Origin of the sequence: Pseudomonas baetica, from assembly GCF_019733355.1 — a bacterium.
In the GTDB taxonomy this organism is placed as follows: domain Bacteria; phylum Pseudomonadota; class Gammaproteobacteria; order Pseudomonadales; family Pseudomonadaceae; genus Aquipseudomonas; species Aquipseudomonas baetica_A.
In genome coordinates this window covers 77433-93167 of sequence record NZ_JAIHLQ010000003.1, presented here as the reverse complement: position 1 = coordinate 93167, position 15735 = coordinate 77433, and the positions used below count along the sequence as shown (strand labels likewise).

General features: G+C 56.1%; 29 protein-coding genes. 28 read left to right on the top strand and 1 reads right to left on the bottom strand.

Going from position 1 to position 15735, the window contains the following annotated elements; all coding sequences use genetic code 11:
- Nucleotides 1–64 precede the first annotated feature (64 nt).
- The 28 genes from K5E40_RS03745 to K5E40_RS03615 all read left to right on the top strand — a co-directional run bounded on the left by K5E40_RS03745 (nt 65) and on the right by K5E40_RS03615 (nt 14466).
- The gene (locus tag K5E40_RS03745) at nt 65–373 is read left to right on the top strand and encodes a hypothetical protein (RefSeq protein ID WP_221729687.1); all 309 of its coding nucleotides are present in this window, start codon (nt 65–67) and stop codon (nt 371–373) included.
- The gene (locus K5E40_RS03740; RefSeq protein WP_221729686.1) at nt 360–755 is read left to right on the top strand and encodes a hypothetical protein; all 396 of its coding nucleotides are present in this window, start codon (nt 360–362) and stop codon (nt 753–755) included. Before K5E40_RS03745 ends, K5E40_RS03740 begins: the two co-directional genes overlap by 14 nt.
- A 146-nt stretch (nt 756–901) precedes the next feature.
- Nucleotides 902–1150: a DUF1654 domain-containing protein gene (locus tag K5E40_RS03735; protein ID WP_221729685.1), complete on the top strand. Its 249-nt coding sequence runs from the start codon at nt 902–904 to the stop codon at nt 1148–1150.
- 476 nt (nt 1151–1626) lie between these two features.
- Nucleotides 1627–1857, top strand: coding sequence for a hypothetical protein (locus tag K5E40_RS03730; RefSeq protein WP_221729684.1), 231 nt, complete (start codon nt 1627–1629; stop codon nt 1855–1857).
- Nucleotides 1858–2361: 504 nt separating this feature from the next.
- Entirely contained in the window at nt 2362–2511 is a 150-nt protein-coding gene (locus K5E40_RS03725) for a hypothetical protein (RefSeq protein ID WP_221729683.1), read from the top strand.
- Nucleotides 2512–2573: 62 nt separating this feature from the next.
- Nucleotides 2574–2915 carry a hypothetical protein gene (locus K5E40_RS03720; RefSeq protein ID WP_221729682.1) on the top strand — a complete coding sequence of 114 codons (342 nt, stop codon included), beginning with the start codon at nt 2574–2576 and terminating at the stop codon, nt 2913–2915.
- Between the two features lie 30 nt (nt 2916–2945).
- Nucleotides 2946–3281 (top strand): hypothetical protein, encoded by a 336-nt coding sequence (locus tag K5E40_RS03715; protein ID WP_221729681.1) that lies wholly within the window; start codon nt 2946–2948, stop codon nt 3279–3281.
- Nucleotides 3282–3712: 431 nt separating this feature from the next.
- Complete coding sequence (locus tag K5E40_RS03710; RefSeq protein ID WP_221729680.1) at nt 3713–4060, top strand: hypothetical protein; 348 nt, start codon at nt 3713–3715, stop codon at nt 4058–4060.
- Between the two features lie 142 nt (nt 4061–4202).
- Nucleotides 4203–4421 (top strand): hypothetical protein, encoded by a 219-nt coding sequence (locus K5E40_RS03705; protein WP_221729679.1) that lies wholly within the window; start codon nt 4203–4205, stop codon nt 4419–4421.
- Between the two features lie 31 nt (nt 4422–4452).
- Nucleotides 4453–4893 carry a hypothetical protein gene (locus K5E40_RS03700; protein WP_221729678.1) on the top strand — a complete coding sequence of 147 codons (441 nt, stop codon included), beginning with the start codon at nt 4453–4455 and terminating at the stop codon, nt 4891–4893.
- 121 nt (nt 4894–5014) lie between these two features.
- On the top strand, nt 5015–5149 hold the full coding sequence (locus K5E40_RS34885) for a hypothetical protein (RefSeq protein ID WP_260455504.1): 135 nt from the start codon (nt 5015–5017) through the stop codon (nt 5147–5149).
- Nucleotides 5149–5412 carry a hypothetical protein gene (locus tag K5E40_RS03695; RefSeq protein ID WP_221729677.1) on the top strand — a complete coding sequence of 88 codons (264 nt, stop codon included), beginning with the start codon at nt 5149–5151 and terminating at the stop codon, nt 5410–5412. The genes K5E40_RS34885 and K5E40_RS03695 overlap by 1 nt, the downstream gene beginning before the upstream one ends.
- On the top strand, nt 5409–5549 hold the full coding sequence (locus K5E40_RS03690) for a hypothetical protein (RefSeq protein ID WP_221729676.1): 141 nt from the start codon (nt 5409–5411) through the stop codon (nt 5547–5549). Before K5E40_RS03695 ends, K5E40_RS03690 begins: the two co-directional genes overlap by 4 nt.
- A gap of 115 nt (nt 5550–5664) precedes the next feature.
- Nucleotides 5665–6051: a hypothetical protein gene (locus K5E40_RS03685; RefSeq protein WP_221729675.1), complete on the top strand. Its 387-nt coding sequence runs from the start codon at nt 5665–5667 to the stop codon at nt 6049–6051.
- Between the two features lie 157 nt (nt 6052–6208).
- Nucleotides 6209–7372, top strand: a complete 1164-nt coding sequence (locus K5E40_RS03680; RefSeq protein WP_221729674.1) for a hypothetical protein — start codon at nt 6209–6211, stop codon at nt 7370–7372.
- Nucleotides 7373–7379: 7 nt separating this feature from the next.
- Nucleotides 7380–8324, top strand: a complete 945-nt coding sequence (locus K5E40_RS03675; protein ID WP_221729673.1) for a recombinase RecT — start codon at nt 7380–7382, stop codon at nt 8322–8324.
- Entirely contained in the window at nt 8311–8940 is a 630-nt protein-coding gene (locus K5E40_RS03670) for a lambda exonuclease family protein (protein WP_221729672.1), read from the top strand. Before K5E40_RS03675 ends, K5E40_RS03670 begins: the two co-directional genes overlap by 14 nt.
- A gap of 26 nt (nt 8941–8966) precedes the next feature.
- On the top strand, nt 8967–9587 hold the full coding sequence (locus K5E40_RS03665) for a hypothetical protein (RefSeq protein ID WP_260455503.1): 621 nt from the start codon (nt 8967–8969) through the stop codon (nt 9585–9587).
- 175 nt (nt 9588–9762) lie between these two features.
- Complete coding sequence (locus K5E40_RS03660) at nt 9763–10068, top strand: hypothetical protein (RefSeq protein ID WP_221729670.1); 306 nt, start codon at nt 9763–9765, stop codon at nt 10066–10068.
- Nucleotides 10069–10496: 428 nt separating this feature from the next.
- Nucleotides 10497–10901: a hypothetical protein gene (locus K5E40_RS03655; protein WP_221729669.1), complete on the top strand. Its 405-nt coding sequence runs from the start codon at nt 10497–10499 to the stop codon at nt 10899–10901.
- Between the two features lie 167 nt (nt 10902–11068).
- Nucleotides 11069–11917, top strand: coding sequence for a hypothetical protein (locus tag K5E40_RS03650; protein ID WP_221729668.1), 849 nt, complete (start codon nt 11069–11071; stop codon nt 11915–11917).
- A gap of 107 nt (nt 11918–12024) precedes the next feature.
- Nucleotides 12025–12822, top strand: a complete 798-nt coding sequence (locus tag K5E40_RS03645; protein WP_221729667.1) for a hypothetical protein — start codon at nt 12025–12027, stop codon at nt 12820–12822.
- A gap of 13 nt (nt 12823–12835) precedes the next feature.
- On the top strand, nt 12836–13030 hold the full coding sequence (locus K5E40_RS03640; RefSeq protein ID WP_221729666.1) for a hypothetical protein: 195 nt from the start codon (nt 12836–12838) through the stop codon (nt 13028–13030).
- Nucleotides 13017–13229, top strand: a complete 213-nt coding sequence (locus tag K5E40_RS03635) for a hypothetical protein (protein ID WP_221729665.1) — start codon at nt 13017–13019, stop codon at nt 13227–13229. The genes K5E40_RS03640 and K5E40_RS03635 overlap by 14 nt, the downstream gene beginning before the upstream one ends.
- Complete coding sequence (locus K5E40_RS03630; RefSeq protein WP_221729664.1) at nt 13226–13756, top strand: hypothetical protein; 531 nt, start codon at nt 13226–13228, stop codon at nt 13754–13756. The genes K5E40_RS03635 and K5E40_RS03630 overlap by 4 nt, the downstream gene beginning before the upstream one ends.
- Complete coding sequence (locus tag K5E40_RS03625; protein ID WP_221729663.1) at nt 13749–13919, top strand: hypothetical protein; 171 nt, start codon at nt 13749–13751, stop codon at nt 13917–13919. Before K5E40_RS03630 ends, K5E40_RS03625 begins: the two co-directional genes overlap by 8 nt.
- Nucleotides 13916–14248: a hypothetical protein gene (locus tag K5E40_RS03620; RefSeq protein WP_221729662.1), complete on the top strand. Its 333-nt coding sequence runs from the start codon at nt 13916–13918 to the stop codon at nt 14246–14248. The genes K5E40_RS03625 and K5E40_RS03620 overlap by 4 nt, the downstream gene beginning before the upstream one ends.
- Nucleotides 14245–14466 carry an AlpA family transcriptional regulator gene (locus K5E40_RS03615; RefSeq protein WP_221729661.1) on the top strand — a complete coding sequence of 74 codons (222 nt, stop codon included), beginning with the start codon at nt 14245–14247 and terminating at the stop codon, nt 14464–14466. The genes K5E40_RS03620 and K5E40_RS03615 overlap by 4 nt, the downstream gene beginning before the upstream one ends.
- Here K5E40_RS03615 and K5E40_RS03610 read toward each other — a convergent pair.
- The gene (locus K5E40_RS03610) at nt 14436–15665 is read right to left on the bottom strand and encodes an integrase arm-type DNA-binding domain-containing protein (protein ID WP_221729660.1); all 1230 of its coding nucleotides are present in this window, start codon (nt 15663–15665) and stop codon (nt 14436–14438) included. The genes K5E40_RS03615 and K5E40_RS03610 overlap by 31 nt on opposite strands.
- Nucleotides 15666–15735: the final 70 nt, after the last annotated feature.

Below are 15735 nucleotides of genomic sequence, written 5' to 3'. Positions count from 1 at the left end.
GGTGGCGGGGATTTGTAAGGACGGCACAGATTTTTCACTGAGCTTCAATGTTTAAGGAGGGTGGATGCGAGATCCAAAATCAGGGATTGTTGATGCGCTGGCCCTAACCTGGGATCAGTTCAATAAATATCTAGCGGACAAAGGCATAGACAGTCGACCTTGCCCATCCTGCGGGGCCGAAGGCAAGCTCTCATGCATGGTGGATGAGAAAGTGAAGCCGCACATTTTTTATCAGCATAGCTATCGAAATCCGGATGTTGTTTCGGCCTACCTCGCAACCAGGTGCCTTAACTGTCACGTGACGAGTTTCTATGATGCCATTGACGTGAGTATCGAGATAAACGGCAAGGATGTCGAAAGTGCAGAATCCTGATACCGTTGTACGGCTGGTTCCTAATCCCGAGCGTAAATCTGGTGGTGGAAATCCACCGGGAGATGACGAGTTGAACGCGCGAGTAGCTGCACTTGAAAAATCATCCTTTGAGATCAGGGAGAAGCTGGTGCGCGTAGAGATGCGCCTGGATTCTATTGAGTCAAACATGGCTACCAAAGCCGACCTCGCTACTCTTGCCTCTAAAGATGACATGAACGGCTTTGTTCGCTCTGCCGGGAAGGACATTCAGGACCTTGCGGTCAGCTTTCAAAAAGCCATAACCGGCGTGGAGAAGTCTATCGCGGACGCAACTTGGCGATTTGTTCAGATCTCTCTTGTCTTGGCGGGATTGGCATTCACCGCTGCAAAGTTCATCCACTGACAGATCATCTGTATTGCCAGGCCCGGCCCAGCGCCGGGCTTTTTATTGCCCGCAATCTCAAAGAGCACATCTGTACTCTTTTCGGCTTGCCCTATTCGGCCTGATAAAATACTGTATATCCATACACCTATGGAGCAGTAAATCTGATGGCGAAAGCAAAGACAGCACCGAAAGCACCAACCACCTACGAGCTACTGGGCATGCGCATCCAGGCAGCCATCAATACACCGAAGGCCCAGCTGGCTAAGTCGGTCCTGCTCGAACCCTCGCCGAGTGACGACCCGGCTGACTGGGATCGCATCCTGGACGAGATCGCTGAAAACGAGAACGTAACCATCGCCCATCGCGACGACGGCCTTATTCAGCTGTTGTGGACCGTCACCAAAGAAGACTGACTCCAAGATCCCCTATGCCCGCCGATGTGCGGGCTTTTTTGCGCCTGCGTTAAAAAATATAAGCACGCTTATTGACTAGCCTGATAAGGAGGCTTATATTTCACCCATCGCAGCGACACAGCCACTGCGAAGGGCCTCGAAAGGGCCTTCTGCTTCAACCGCTCTTTAAAAACCTGATGGACGCCGAGCTGGCCGATGCATAGCCAGCGGACGTACCGCGCAACGGTACGCAGCGATTCGACCTCATGTCGGCGCTGGGCATAGGAGACCTCATTCGGAGGGCGTGGCTGGAGAAGCTGCGTGGTGGTGAGTAAGCGTTTGGCCTTGGGACCTTGATCCCCTGTCGCGCTGAAAGTCATCAACGGGAAAGCGACCGTTGGCCTATGCAAGGAATAGAGATTACCTGCCCGTTACCAGCGGGCAGGATGCTCTCCAGGTGGCCCTACTCAGGGTCACGCGGAAAGCAGGAGATTGAGATGAACGAAGAACAGATCGAACGGTTTCGCCAGATCGTTCAGGAGATAGCGACGGATGAAAGCGTCACTTTTGATGAGGCTTTCGCCATCGCTTCAAACTACCTGGCCTACTGGGTAAGTGAGATGCCTAAAGGCAGAGCGTTCGCTGGTGGTGGCTCACATCAAGCAGGCTTCAGCCAGCCAGACCAGTCGCTTGACTCAGAGACAAACACTGAAGGATCGGCCGGGTAGGAGAAGGGGGCGGCAATAGTCTTAACTTTCTCCCTCAGCTCATAGGTTCCCAGCGAGCTTGCTCCGTAGTAGGTGCCAGGCGGCATCCTGAGAACCCCATTATCCCCTTGAACCGTCCTCTTGAGGCCAAGCGCTTCCAGCGCCTTATGTAGGTCTGCGTATTCCTCGCTGTCAGCCTTGAAAATCTCAACCCGCACCATGTAATTCGCCATTACTACATTCCTTGTTTCGACTGTGGAAGTCGAAGCATATGGATTTCCCTCGACTGTGGAAAGCGAGGAAACAGGGAGCCTGCCCCTGTCAAAAACAGGCACCACCCTGGCATTCGAAAGAGTGCCCATCGGGGATCTGTCTGGTGTAAAGCGCGGAAAGCGTTGGTACCGACGCGACGGCCGTAAATAGTCGGTCTTTGCCGTGGCGCCAGACAGATCCACCAATGTTCGATTGATACCTACCCAAGCGCCCGCATCGGACGCTTTGTTGAATTCAAGTGGAGGAAGTGAGATGGAAAACCTAAGCGAAATCGAACTGCTAACCCTGTATCGACACTTCACCACTTGGCGCGACATTCGCTGCGGCGGTAGAGCCTCGATGGGGGTAGCCGAGTTCCATCAGCAATGCGGGCTCAACCCTCACCCTTCGATGGTTCGCTAACACCACACCCCCTCACCCCTATACCGGGCTCTGAGGTAAATGACTGGGATGGGAGATAGAAGATGCAGGCTGGACATGACTTTCTCGCTTTTGCCGGGAAGTGCAAAGAAATGAGTGAGGCGGCTGTTGCTGGCGATTCTTCTCTCAGGCTGGTTCGCGGGTATTACGACTGCCCAATATGGGGTCGCCGCGAGCATTGGTGGGCTGAGCGCGAGGACGGCACCGTGATCGACCCGACCGTTCGCCAATTCCCGACATGCGGCGTCGGCGCTGAATACGTCGAGTTCGACGGCACCGTTACTTGTGAGCAGTGCGGCACGGAATCGACCGAGGAAGAGGCTGTGACGCATGGCAATTACGCATTCTGTTCGGATCGCTGCCTTCTCAGGTGTGTCGGTCTATAACCCACCCCATCAACGCAACGGAGCAAGACAATGAGTGAGTCGAAATTTACGCCGGGGCCTTGGGGCATTCAAGATGATCACGGTAAACGCTGGATTGAAACCACTACCGGGAATGACGACACCATCGCGGAGATTCACCGCCGCCGCGACAAGGGTAGCGTTTACAGCTGCGGAGAGGCATTGGCCAACGCCAAGCTGATCGCCGCCGCGCCAGACCTGTACAAGGCGCTTGAGCGTATCGCCCGCCCTCATGATTGCGGCTGCGTGCCTTGCACCGGCTCATGCACCAGCGAAATGTCGCTGCAAATCACCGTGGAAGAAATGCGCGAACTGGCCCGTGCAGCCATCTTCAAAGCCACCGCATAACCGCCCTATGGGCAAGAGTACCGATCACCTGTTTAGGCAGGCTGCATCGGTCTGCGTCTTGATTCCGGGTAGGGCTTGCCTCCGGTGCCACCAGATGGTGAAGACGCAGAACCGATGCAGGAGGACAACCCCGCAGATGCGGGACACCTTGCATCACGCAACAACAGCAGATGAATGCGCAGGCTGATGCGCTACAGCGATCTGGGGAGAGCCTCCCAGTTGTGCCGGAGATCAGCACCGGCCAGATCACACCCCAATGCAGGCGAGCAACACTTTGAAAGCCGATGCATTCAATCAACGCGGAGGATTTGCAGCCATGTAACAGACAGCCAAAGCTTGGATTTACTCCCCCTGACGTAGGGAGGTCTACTTCAGGAATAAAGCCCGGTCAGTGATCGGGCTTTTTATTTTGCGGTTGGAGGTGAGTGGAAATGAACAAGTCAGCAGAACTCAGCAAACAACTGGTTGCGGCGCGCAGCTACATCGCGAAGCTAACCACCCCGCAGCGCTTCGCCGACCGCAAGCCGGGATACCTGCACACCCTAAAAGTAGAGACTCAAATCGGCTTCCAGGCATCGCCGGGTGACAAGAATTACTGGCTGGATAAAGAGTTTGACTTGGCACTCGCTCAAGTCATCCGCAATCAGTTCCCGGAGCTCGCGGCAAAGGCTATCAACTTGATGGATAGCACATACACACAGGCCCGTATTGCTGACAAAGAAAACCTCTTGACGGCACTGGCCGAGATCGAGGCGCTGGAACAAGCAATCACTGAGTAATCAGCCATGAAACGCACAACCCCACCCCTCCCCAGGAAGCCCCGCCCCGACGTCCACGACTGCGCCAAAGGTCGGATGCATGACGCACCGAGGAAGATTATTACAACGATGCCTGGCGGGTATATCGCCTAGGAGATTGAGCATGTACAGCTTCATGCAGCCGCCTGATCCACCTGAATTCGGTCACTGCCTTACCTGCAACAGGGTTATACACGCCGACGATAAGCGCGGCGACCACTGCATCGATTGTGATGATCCCGAAACAGCTTTGTGCCTCTGCGGCAAGCGCGGCGAGATCAATTATGACGATGGAACCGAGCGCCGGTACTACTGCTACTGCGGGCCGGACTGCTGCCCATAACTGAAGCCCCCCCGCCACTCTGGAGGCGACCATGAACGCAAGATTCAACGCAATGCTCGAAGGCGCCCAGCGCGACTACGACAATCGCCTCCCGCCTCCAGTGAGTGAGACGCCGGAAGAGTTGGCGCGGGCTGAGTGGCTGTACAACGCCGTAGAGCAACTGGTCCGGTTCCGCTGGGACGTGAAGGTACAGCGCCGGATGTGCAAGCCGCAGGTCGTCACCACTGCGGACTTCGATCTGGCAGTAGACGAGCATGTGAACCGCAGGCTGGCTGATTACGAAGTAGGATCGCCTGCACTGGGACGGTTGCTGAACTCGCTTGCCAGCTCAGAGCCAGACAAGAACGCTCTGGCCGAACTTCTCGGCCACAGCGACCACTCGCTAGGCATGCTCGGCGAAATCGCTGAGAAGCTGCTACAGCCGCTCGTAGACGATGCGCTGATTGCTCAGGCAGAGGATGGTGAGCTGTGATCGCCCCATTCTGGTGTCACGGTCTGATTCTCTGGTTCAGCGTGCCTCAATGCGGGCACATGGAATGCTTCCAGGCATACGAAGACGGGTACTGCTGCCCGGTCAAATTTGAGGTGTTGTGATGACGATCATCGCAGTGGACTACAAAGCAATGAACCAAGCCTTGACCCGTCAAGGCTTTTTTCTGGTCGCCGATCTGCCACGGCGCATCTCCATTCAGACCCGGCGCGGCATGCTGGTGGCGAGGATTAGCTGATGGACAGTAGCCGCGAAGAGTTTGAAGAGACATTTCATCAAGCGCGCTGCCAATTGATTGCATGCGAAGAAGATCGGCCGGTTGCGTGGGCTTTCTGGTCGGCCTCACGCGGATCGATGGTGGTTGATATTGATGATGCTGCCAAAGCACTGGCTGAATCAATGGATTACCCGTGGGAATTCATGCCTGAGCAAGGTCGTGCGCGAATGAAGGCGAACGCGCGCATGGTCATCGAAGCCGCCGGCCTGAAGGTGAAGCCATGAAACGCCTAGCCACCCGCGTCTACACCTTCCGCGAACTGATGAAGCGACTGGACTCCGATGTCTTCTACGTCGTCGAGTCTAAAGACGAACCCGATCAGCACTTCACCTTCGTGCCGATCCAGTACAAAGGGAAATGAGCATGAAACCACTCTTCTGGATTCTCGCCTTCGGACTTTGCGTCCTAATTCTTCAGTACAGCCTGTTCAAGGAAAACGGCGAGCCTCGCGGGCTTCCTGTTATGGCGGTGGCGAAATGAGCGAACCTGAATGGATGAAGCACTACCGTCTAGACTGGATGACGGACGACCATTGGGAGTGCGCAAGGATGTTGGCAGATGTGTATCGAGGCTTTCATCACTTGCCGGGCAAATTCATACAAAACGGGCGTGGCATTCACGTAAATGCTCGCTACAGCAGCCTTGCTACGTTCGATTACAACCACCTAACTGTATTGGTTGTGGTTGCACATGATCGAATGATACGAGTCGAAATACGCCCAAGCGGGCCCGGCGCAGTAAAGATCATTCTGCACAAGCGCCATGTGCGTGAAGGTGATATGTCCGAGCGCCATCCAACGCTTGAATCCCAGATCGCAAGCATCCGTAAAGATCACGGCGGGCCTCTGGAGCAAACCAAATGACAAGCCACCAACGCGCCCGCCGCCTACTCCTATGGCGCGGAAGCTTCCCTGTACTCGCCATCTTCACTTTCCTGATGGCTCTCAGCGCCCTCGCTGATCGCGTCACTCAATAACCCCACACCTTCAAACGCTGCGTGCATCGCGGCAAGGATTCCCCATGTCCGCAGAACAGCAACTGGCGATCCTGCCAGCTAAAGAAGTAGCCCTGGCAGTATTCAGCGCCCCCAACGGCCTCGACCCATACCTACAAAGCGTCCGGGAAGAAATCGACAAGTTCAACGCCTTGGCACCTGACGTTAAAACCAAAAAGGGCCAAGACGCGTATCGCTCGATTGCTTACAGCCTGGCGGGATCAAAAACGAAACTCGACAGCCTGGGCAAAGAGCTTGTTGCAGAGCTGAAGGATGTACCGAAGAAGATCGACGCCGAGCGCAAGCGCGTTCGTGAGCTGCTGAGCGCTTGGCAAGAGGAAGTTCGCAAGCCACTGACTGACTGGGAAGTCGCCGAGCAGGCTCGCAAGGATCGGCACGTCGATGCCGTACAGGCAATTGCGGATTTTGCCTTGGATCTGTCGGACGTCACCGCCGCGGTACTGCTTGAGTCTATCGCCTCGGTTGAGGCGGTGAAGATGGGCGAGCACTGGGAAGAGTTCGAATCCGAAGCCGCCAGAACCAAGGATCACGTCTTAACCAAATTGCGTGCCGCACTCGCCACTCGCCAGCAATACGAAGCTGAGCAGGCCGAGCTTGTCCGCTTGCGCGCCGAAGCCGAAGCACAAGCCCAGCGAGACCGCGATGCAGAGATTGCCCGTGCAGCCGCCGAACAAGCCAGCCTCGAAGCGGAACAGCGTGCGCAGGCAGAGCGTGACGCCGCTGCACGCCGCGAGCAAGAGTTGCTGGATCAGGCGGCCGCCGCACAACGTGCCACCGAGCAAGCCGCACGGGATGCAGCCGCAGCAGCCGAACACCAGCGCATGCAACTGGAGCTTCAAGCTGAACAGGCCCGCACAGCGGCAGCGCAGGCAGAAGCCAACCGAATCGCAGCCGAACAGCGCGCCGAACAGGAACGCATTGCCGCTGAACAGCGTCAGGCCCAGGCAGTGGAGCAGGCGCGCCAGAAAGAGCTGGATCGTCAGGCCGCAGCCGCTGCTTACGAACTGGAACAGGCTCAGGCACGCGAAGCCGACAAAGCCCACAAGGCGAAGATCAACCGATCCGCGCTGGACGCCTTCATCGCAAGCGGCATGCCGGAAGAGTGCGCGAAGCAGGCCGTCACTCTGATCGCCCAGCGCAAGATCCCCGCCGTTTCCATCACTTACTGAGGTCGTCATGAGTACAGCAATCGCAACCATCACTCAGGACATCTACGGTGCGCGAAATCAGTTCGCCAATGTCCTGACCGACCGCTCGCTAAACTTCGAGCGAGAGGCTGAGTTCGCCATACAGGTGATTACGTCCGGCGAGTACGCCACCAAGATTGCCTTGCAGAATCGACAGTCGGTGGTCAACGCAATCACCAACATCGCAGCTATCGGCATCAGCTTGAACCCGGCGAAGAAGCAGGCCTATCTGGTTCCTCGGGACGGCAAGATCTGTCTCGACATCAGCTATATCGGCCTGATGGATCTGGCCATGTCCACCGGCGCTATCTGCTGGGCTCAGGCGGAGTTGGTTTATTCCGCCGACTCGTTCGTCCTCAACGGCTTCGACAAGCCGCCGACCCATCAATACAACCCGTTCGCCAAGGATCGCGGAGAAGTCATCGGGGTTTACGTCGTGGTTAAAACTGCCGGCGGCGACTACCTCACCGAAACCATGAGCATCGACGACGTGAACGCCATCCGCGACCGCTCCAGCGCATGGAAGGCATGGATCAGCAAGCAGAAGTCATGCCCGTGGGTGACAGACCCCGGCGAGATGGCCAAAAAGACGGTAGTGAAGCGCGGTTACAAGTTCTGGCCGAAGACTGACCGGCTTGAGCAGGCTATCCATCACCTCAACACTGATGGCGGCGAAGGTCTGGTTGGAATTCCCGGCTCCGCGCCGACTGATACCGAGGCGGTTAACGGTTGGATTGAGCTTGCGATGAAAGCCGGCAGCCTGGAGGCGCTGACCGAGGTCTACCACCAAGGCACTGCCGCGATGAAACAGGCTAAGGATGCTGCCGGACACGCCAGGTTCAAGGCTGAAGTGACCAAGCGCAGCGAAGCCCTGAAAGCAGAGGCGGCGCCCATCGAAGGCCAAGCTGAGGAGGTGTTAGATGGAACAGCGTAGCGCTGAATGGTTTGCGGCCAGGCTTGGGAATGTCACAGCCAGCCGGGTCAAGGACGTGATGGCCAGCGGACGCGGCGGCGCGCCTTCTGCCACTCGCAAAAACTACATGATGGAGTTGTTGTGCGAGCGACTGACTGGGCAGCAGGGCGGTATGGATCTTTCACGCAACGCGGCCGTTCAGCGCGGCGTCGAGCTTGAGCCATTTGCCTGTATGGCCTACGAGGCTGATAAGGACTTGATGGTGGTCGAGACTGGATTGGTCATGCACCCGACCATTCAAGGTTTCGGCGCATCGCCAGACGGTCTATCGGGTGATGACGGCGTGCTTGAGATCAAGTGCCCTAACACTGCGACCCACATCGCGACCATGCAGTCCGGCAAGCATGACCCTCAGTACGAGTGGCAGATGCTTGCTCAGATGGCTTGCACAGGCCGGCACTGGGCGGACTTCGTGAGCTACGACGACCGTCTGCCGGAAGAACTGCAATACATCTGCTTTCGCTACGAGTTCGACTACAAGCGCGGGCGCGAGATGGAAGCCGAAATCAAGGCCTTTCTGGAAGAGCTGGCCGAACTGGAACAGGAAATGCGGGGCCGAATGAGAGGTGCAGCATGAACGCCTACATCAGCAGCGACATCAACATGGTCAAGGCACTTGATCCTGAGCGCAATCGCATTGAACTGGCTCGCGAAGAGTTCTTGAGCAAAGGAGGGACTATTGAGGTGCTGGCCGGGCCGAGCTTCAAGCCGGCACCGGTTCGGTATGAGCCGCCGCCAAGACCAAAGGTAGTTATTGATGACACGCCGAAGCCGCCGACAGCCGCTGCTGTAAGGCAGAAGACGCGCCGCCAGCAGGAGCGAGCAGAGCGCGCCACCGAGAGAGCCGTGGAGCGCAGCAAGCTGGTACAGGGTGTGCGCAAACTGGCGCTGACCATGACCTATGCGGAGGCCATGGAAAGAACCAGCATGTCGCGTAAGGTTCTGTCAGCGATCGCCCTGGAAGGTGGCTTCAACTTCCAAACAGCCGCGCATATCGGCTACAAAAACCTGCGCGCGCACCAGATCGACGATGCTCAAGACGCCAAAGATTGCGAGCGCATCAAGGCATTCATCGAAATAGGCCTATCTCGCACTCAGGCCATGAACCAGATGGGAATTCGCTTCCATCGATTCAACCGCCTGCTTAACAAGTTCAACATCGACTATCCAAAGCGCAAAGCAGGGCCTCATCCGGCCTTCTTCCCGAAAGCGCCGAAGCAGTAACCCTTCCAACTCAACCTCACCCATCCGGGAGGCCGCATGTCATCCAAAGGAAAGCTCAACGCCGGCTATTTGGAGCTCGGAGCGCGGTGCGTCTACTGCGACAGACCACGCAACAAGGGCAATCACGAACGCTGCTCGAAAGCCCGGCAGCAGGAATTTGCGAGGAGGAATGAAGATGTCATCCAAGAAGCTCACTCCTGAAGCAGTAGAAAAGCTCTTCAAGACTTTTGCTGACGACTACCCGATCCAGTACGTGGCCGACAAGGTTGGGTGTGGATACGCGACGGTCATCCGCTACCTGAATGCCTTCGGGGTATCTAGGCAGATCATGGGGCACCGCAAAGAGATCACTGACGACTGTCTTGTGTTAGCGGCCGAGATGCGCGCCCAGCGAAAGAAATGGGCGGAAGTAGAGGCCCGCATTGGGTTCTGCAGGCCAACCATTCAACGCTGGATGAAAGAGCCGAGGGCTTCGGCATGATCGCCTTCTTCACCTGCTGGATTTCAACCTCAATCATCCTCGGCGGCGGACTGGCTCGCCTTGCACACCTGGCCAAGCTTCGCGATCAGCGGGCAGCGGACGGGGTTAACTGGAGTATTGAGGTATGAGTGACAAATGCGCCCACAGTTATGCAAACAAAATCGGCTGTCCCGAATGCGGTGAACTGATGCGTAAGCCCTGCGCTTGCCCTGGATGCGAAAAGCCGCGCAAAGGTGGATCGCTATTTTGTGCGCCACACCAGCACTCTGACAGCCGGCTCCACTTCACTGCAAAGACGCCAAGCCCGACCAATGAGCAGCTTGCCTACATGATGCAGCGTGACGGAGAGCAGCAATGATGACCTACCTTTTCGCAATCCTCGGCCTAGCCATGACCGGCTGGCCGCAACTTATTCAATGGTGCATGTCATGAGTGGCATTAAGAAATTCCGAGCCGATTATCGGCACGTCGTAGAAACCGAATTCGATGATGCTCAGTACGTTGGTATTGCCGACTTCGACGCCCAACGCCTGCGCGCCGATACGGCTGAGATTGACCGCGATACCTACGCAATGGTCGCGCAAGCTTGCGCTGATGATTGTTCGCGGCTGAAACATAAATTAGACGCCGCCGAGCAGATCATTACGGAACTACGTGAGTTGTTGCGGCTGATGACCAACGATTACGCCTGTTGCCTTGAAGCCGGTCACGACCGAATCACCTTTCTAGGCGGCGACTGCGACAGCGTTTCGAAGATGCTGGACGATAACGTCAACTATGCCAAGTCCATCGCCGCCCTCAACCCCAACCCCGAGGCAGAAAGTCATGAGTAGCAAAAAGCCGAAAAGATTGGTCGCAAAAATTACACGGACTGTAACGGAATGGGCCGTTGTGACTTTAGACAGAAATGGCTGCGTTGATGAGTTTGAAGAAACCGTGGAAGAGCTTGAGCACCACGAAGTCCTAGAAATTCACAGCATTAGAGATATTCGGAGTACCCATGACCAATAACCCAACGATTGACGGCGTGTCGCGGGAGTTGCTTGAGCGCGCTACGGATAATAAATATATCGACAAGGAACGAATTTCTATTTACCGCCATGAGGCGCTGTGCGGTATCCGTGCTTTGCTTGCTGCGCCAGCGGTCGAGCGGCAAGAGCCAACTCCGGCAATGACCGATGCAGGGTGTCAGGCCTATATGGATGCATACGGTATGATCGGCATAATGCACAACTCATCAATGGGCCATGCCTATGTTGCGATGCGTGCGCTTGACCCCGAGTTTGCCGCCCTGAAATCCACCATCGCCCAGCTACGCATCGATCTCAGCAATCAAACAGCGCTGACAAAGCAGGCGGACTATCACGCATCTCAACGTGGTAAGGAGCTTGCCCAGCTACAGGCGCGCGTGCAGGAGCTGGAGAGTGGTAGTGGTGAGCCGCTGATCCATATCGCCCCCGAAGCTCTTGCAATGCTGAAAGGTGAGCGCAGAGCAACTCACGGGGGGCTGACCTACAGTGAATCCAAGCCTCTCGGTAACTGGACTGTTCCGCTGTTCACCGACCCGCCAGCGCCGGTCACTCAACAGCTCGACGAGCCTACCGCCTACTTGCGCAATGAAGGTACGCCAAACAACCTGGTTGTCTGCGAGTTCGATCACCCGGACGCGTTCAAGGTCTTCAGGGTTCCGCCAGCGCCATCTGCTGGCCTACTCCAAAAACTTTCCTACGCATTGAGCCAAGTCGGAAAGCCCGGCCATCTGGTCGATTACGACGCGGTGATATCGGCACGCGAAGATTTGAACGCCTGTCTCTACGTCAACGATGCGCTGAATGGTGAGCGGAAATGATCGCCCTCGCCTGGTTCTACCTCGTCTACGTCCGCTGATTCATCCCTTCTGTTGTAAACCCTGACTACTCAATAGCCTGCGCGTGATTGCGGGCGGGAGAAATTCGCATGGCAATCGTTGAAACCAAAGCAGTAGGCCCAGAAGTAGCCGCCTTGTTACTTGAAGGGAATACGCGAAACCGCCCGGCAAAACAGCAGCACGTCGAAAATCTTGCACGGGAAATGACTGAAGGGCGCTTTCAATATAACGGCGACACGATCCGCGTCGACCGAAACGGTAATTTGCTCGACGGCCAGCATCGCCTGATGGCAGTCGTGAAGTCTGGCACCACCCACCTGATGACCATCATCAGCGGTCTCGACCCTGAGACCTTTCTTACCATTGATCAAGGCACGCGGCGCACAAGCGCTGACATGCTTGGGGTTGCGAATCCAGACCTGAAAAACGTTGGGCACATGGCAAGCGCAAGTCGACTTCTTGCCCTGATGGAGGCACGGAAGATCGACAACGCAAAGCGCGGCAATGCCATTCGCAACGATCAAGTGATTGCCACTTGTGGCGGGAACGAGAAGCTGCTCCACGAAGGCCTTCTGTACGGCTTCAAGCCACATCTTCGGAAGCTTGTCCCGGCAGCGCAAAGCGCAGCCGTCTTCGCCCACTTATCGAAAGAAAACCGCCTCATGACCGCCGAATTCTTCGCTGCGATGTGTGAGCCGATGCCAACTCTTGAATTGGCCTCATTGCTGAGAAACCAGCTCACGGACAACAAGATCGGCGTGAAACGCATGCAAAGCGCAAAGCTGATCTGCCTGTTCATGAAGGCGCTGCGTAAGCATCTCGATGGACAGAAAGTTCGCCGGCTAAAGCTGACCGCTAATGAATCCGCTTCGTACGCCAACTACTGACCGGAGTATCCCTATGTCTCGCATCGAAGAAAGAGAAGGCTGGAACCTCGCCGATCAGTTGATTGCGGCCGGGCGCCAAGTAGATGAACGATTCGGCGGCGTCGAGCGGGTCATCGCCAATATCGAAAAGACCGCCGCGCTCCGGCCTGAAGGTTATCGGGTGGGCATTCAGAAACGCATCGAGGTGGAACGTCATGGCCAGCTTTGACATTCACGCACAGAACACAGATGGCACCCCGGGCAAGCTGCTCGACGTCATCGACCGCGTACCAGAACACCGCAAGGCCGGCCAGTTCGTCGAGTTCGACGGCGAGATGCACAAGGTCATGACGGGGATTCGTAATTTCATCATCGTCACCCAAGAGCGCTGGGCGCGGGTGGCGGCTGCATCGTGGAGGAAAGCATGAAACTGATTGATATTTTGGCGCGGGAGCTGAAGGCTTGGCCGGAAGGCTACTCTAGCCTTCAGCAGTCATTTGCCGGCATGGTGTTTCATGGCGCAAAAGACGGCATCCTTCCAATCGTGCGCCTTAGCGTATCCGAAGATTTTCGAATTGCTAGCGTCACTCGCGCCCAATGGCAAGCCGCAGTCGATGCGCTGAAATCTGCTGAAAAACCTGATCTGGCGCCCTGCCCTTTTTGCGGAAGCAGCGACCTGAATGTTGTGCAATGGATTGAATGCAACAGTTGCGGGGCATTTGGACCGACTCCGGGTGACGACGGAGATCTGTCAATCTGGAACAAGCGCGAAGCCCAATACACCACCGTAGACATGGCCAATGCGGCGCGGGACGGGTTCAGGGATGGGGCGGCGAGTGTTGTGGTGGAGTTGCCAGAGCCTGACTGGTCTTACGAAAACTTTGGCCGCCTGCTATCAAAGGGCTCGGTTATTGACGCCATTATCGCGGCCGGCGGGAGGGTTAAGGATGAATGAGCAAATGCTGCGCACCGGCAAGGCTCTAGAGGTTCTTTGGGCGCAATTCCACTCCGCCAGAGTCGTGGCCAACACCAAGCAGAGCTGGGTAAAGCGTTTTGTTCTCAGCTTGAAAACGAAGGCGCTGATCAAGCACGACAGAATCTTGCGAGGTGAAGAATGACCGACCACAGCGAATTGAAGCGCCTGCTGGATGCGCAGGTTTCGTTGCACAAAGTGGCTAGAGAAACAGAGACCATCGAAGACGAGGATCGTTATCTAAGTGCTGACGATGAACTCAACGAATATCTGACCGGGGAAAACCAGTACATCGAAGATATAGCTCTATCCCTAATCGCCGAGAGCGATGCGCTGAGAAAGGATGCAGAGCGCTACCGATGGCTCCAAGTTCCAAACAGGTCAGCGATAGAATTTGATTCTGCCTTCGACGAGTTCGGCATACCGATTAATTCAGTTATCGACGAAGCCATCAGCAAGAGGAAGGAAATATGAATGAAGAGATCGAATTTATCCGCCTGCCAGAGGTTAAAAGGCTGGTCGGTTTTGGAACAACCAAAATTTACGAGATGGCCGGACAAGGGTTGTTTCCAAAGCAGGTTCAGCTTGGCGCGAGATCCGTCGCGTGGGTCAAGTCTGAGGTTCTGCAATGGAACCGCGACAAGCTGGCTGAGTCTCGAGGTCAGCCCTCAGTCTCCAGCGCATCAAGATAGTCCGCCCAGTCCTGCATCATCCCTCTCCGTTGTTCAACATACTCTGCGTGGTTATACACCTTCCTGATCTTGCTGGAGCCTGCGTGCGAAAGCTGCGCCTCGATCCAGTCCTCGTTATACCCCTTCTCATTCAAGGCCGTCGAGATCGTGGCGCGGATTCCGTGTCCGGTCAGCCTGCCTTCATACCCCATGCGCCTCAGCGCCATGTTGACTGTGCCGTCGCTGATAGGGATGGTCGGCTCATGCCGTCCAGCGATCAGAAGCTTGTAGCGGCCGGTCAACTGGTGCACTTTGCGCGCCTCCTCCACCGCCTGCCGCGACAGTGGCACAAGATACGGCGGAACAACCCCCTCCCCCTTTACCCTGATCATTTTCTTCAACTGCTTCACTGTACCGGCAGGTACTATCCACAGCGCGGCGTCAAAGTCGAATTGATCGATGGTAGCGCTGCGCAGTTCAATTGTGCGTACGCCAGTCAGCAATAGGAGCCTGATAGCGCTGCGGGTGTACTCTTTCAGGTCTGCGTCACGCAGAGCGGTCAGGAACTCTTTCAGTTCATGCTGGCGAAGCATTGGGTTGTGTTTCTCCGGTGGCTCCTTCGCGGCTACGATGTCCAGATCCGCAGCCGGGTTTACATCCAGGTACTCTGATGCAATGCCGAACCGGAATATTTCGTTCAGCCATGTCCTGCACTTTCGGGCTACGTTGAGCGCTCCGCGCTTCTCGATGATGCGCAATGTGGCTAGTACATCCTTACGGGTGACTTCGGCGATAGGGATCTTGCCCAGAGACGGCAGTAGGTCTTTGTCCAAATACAGTTGAGCCTGTTTGGCGGCACCCTTCTTGGCCTTAGCCCAGCGAGGTAGCTTAAAGGCATACCACTCGCCAGCAACGAGTTCGAAGGTTTTGATGGACGAGTCGGCGGCGGCCTGCTTCTCTTTACGGCGATTGGAGCGAGGGTCTATACCTTTTGCAACAAGCGACCGGGCTTGATCCCGCTGGTCGCGAGCGTCTTTCAGGGAGATTTCTGGATAGGTGCCCAGCGACATGCGCGGCTGCTTGCCGTGCCATGAGAACCGGAAATGCCAAGACTTCGTACCGTTAGGAGCTACGAATAGGGAAAGTCCGCCGCCATCAGTGATGGAGAACTCTTTGTCGGCCGGTTTGGCCTGACGCACAGCGGTATCTGTGAGGGGCATTAGTACATCACCAAGTCAGTCGAACTGGAAATGGACTGAATGATGTACTAAAAAATAGAGGATTGCAGCG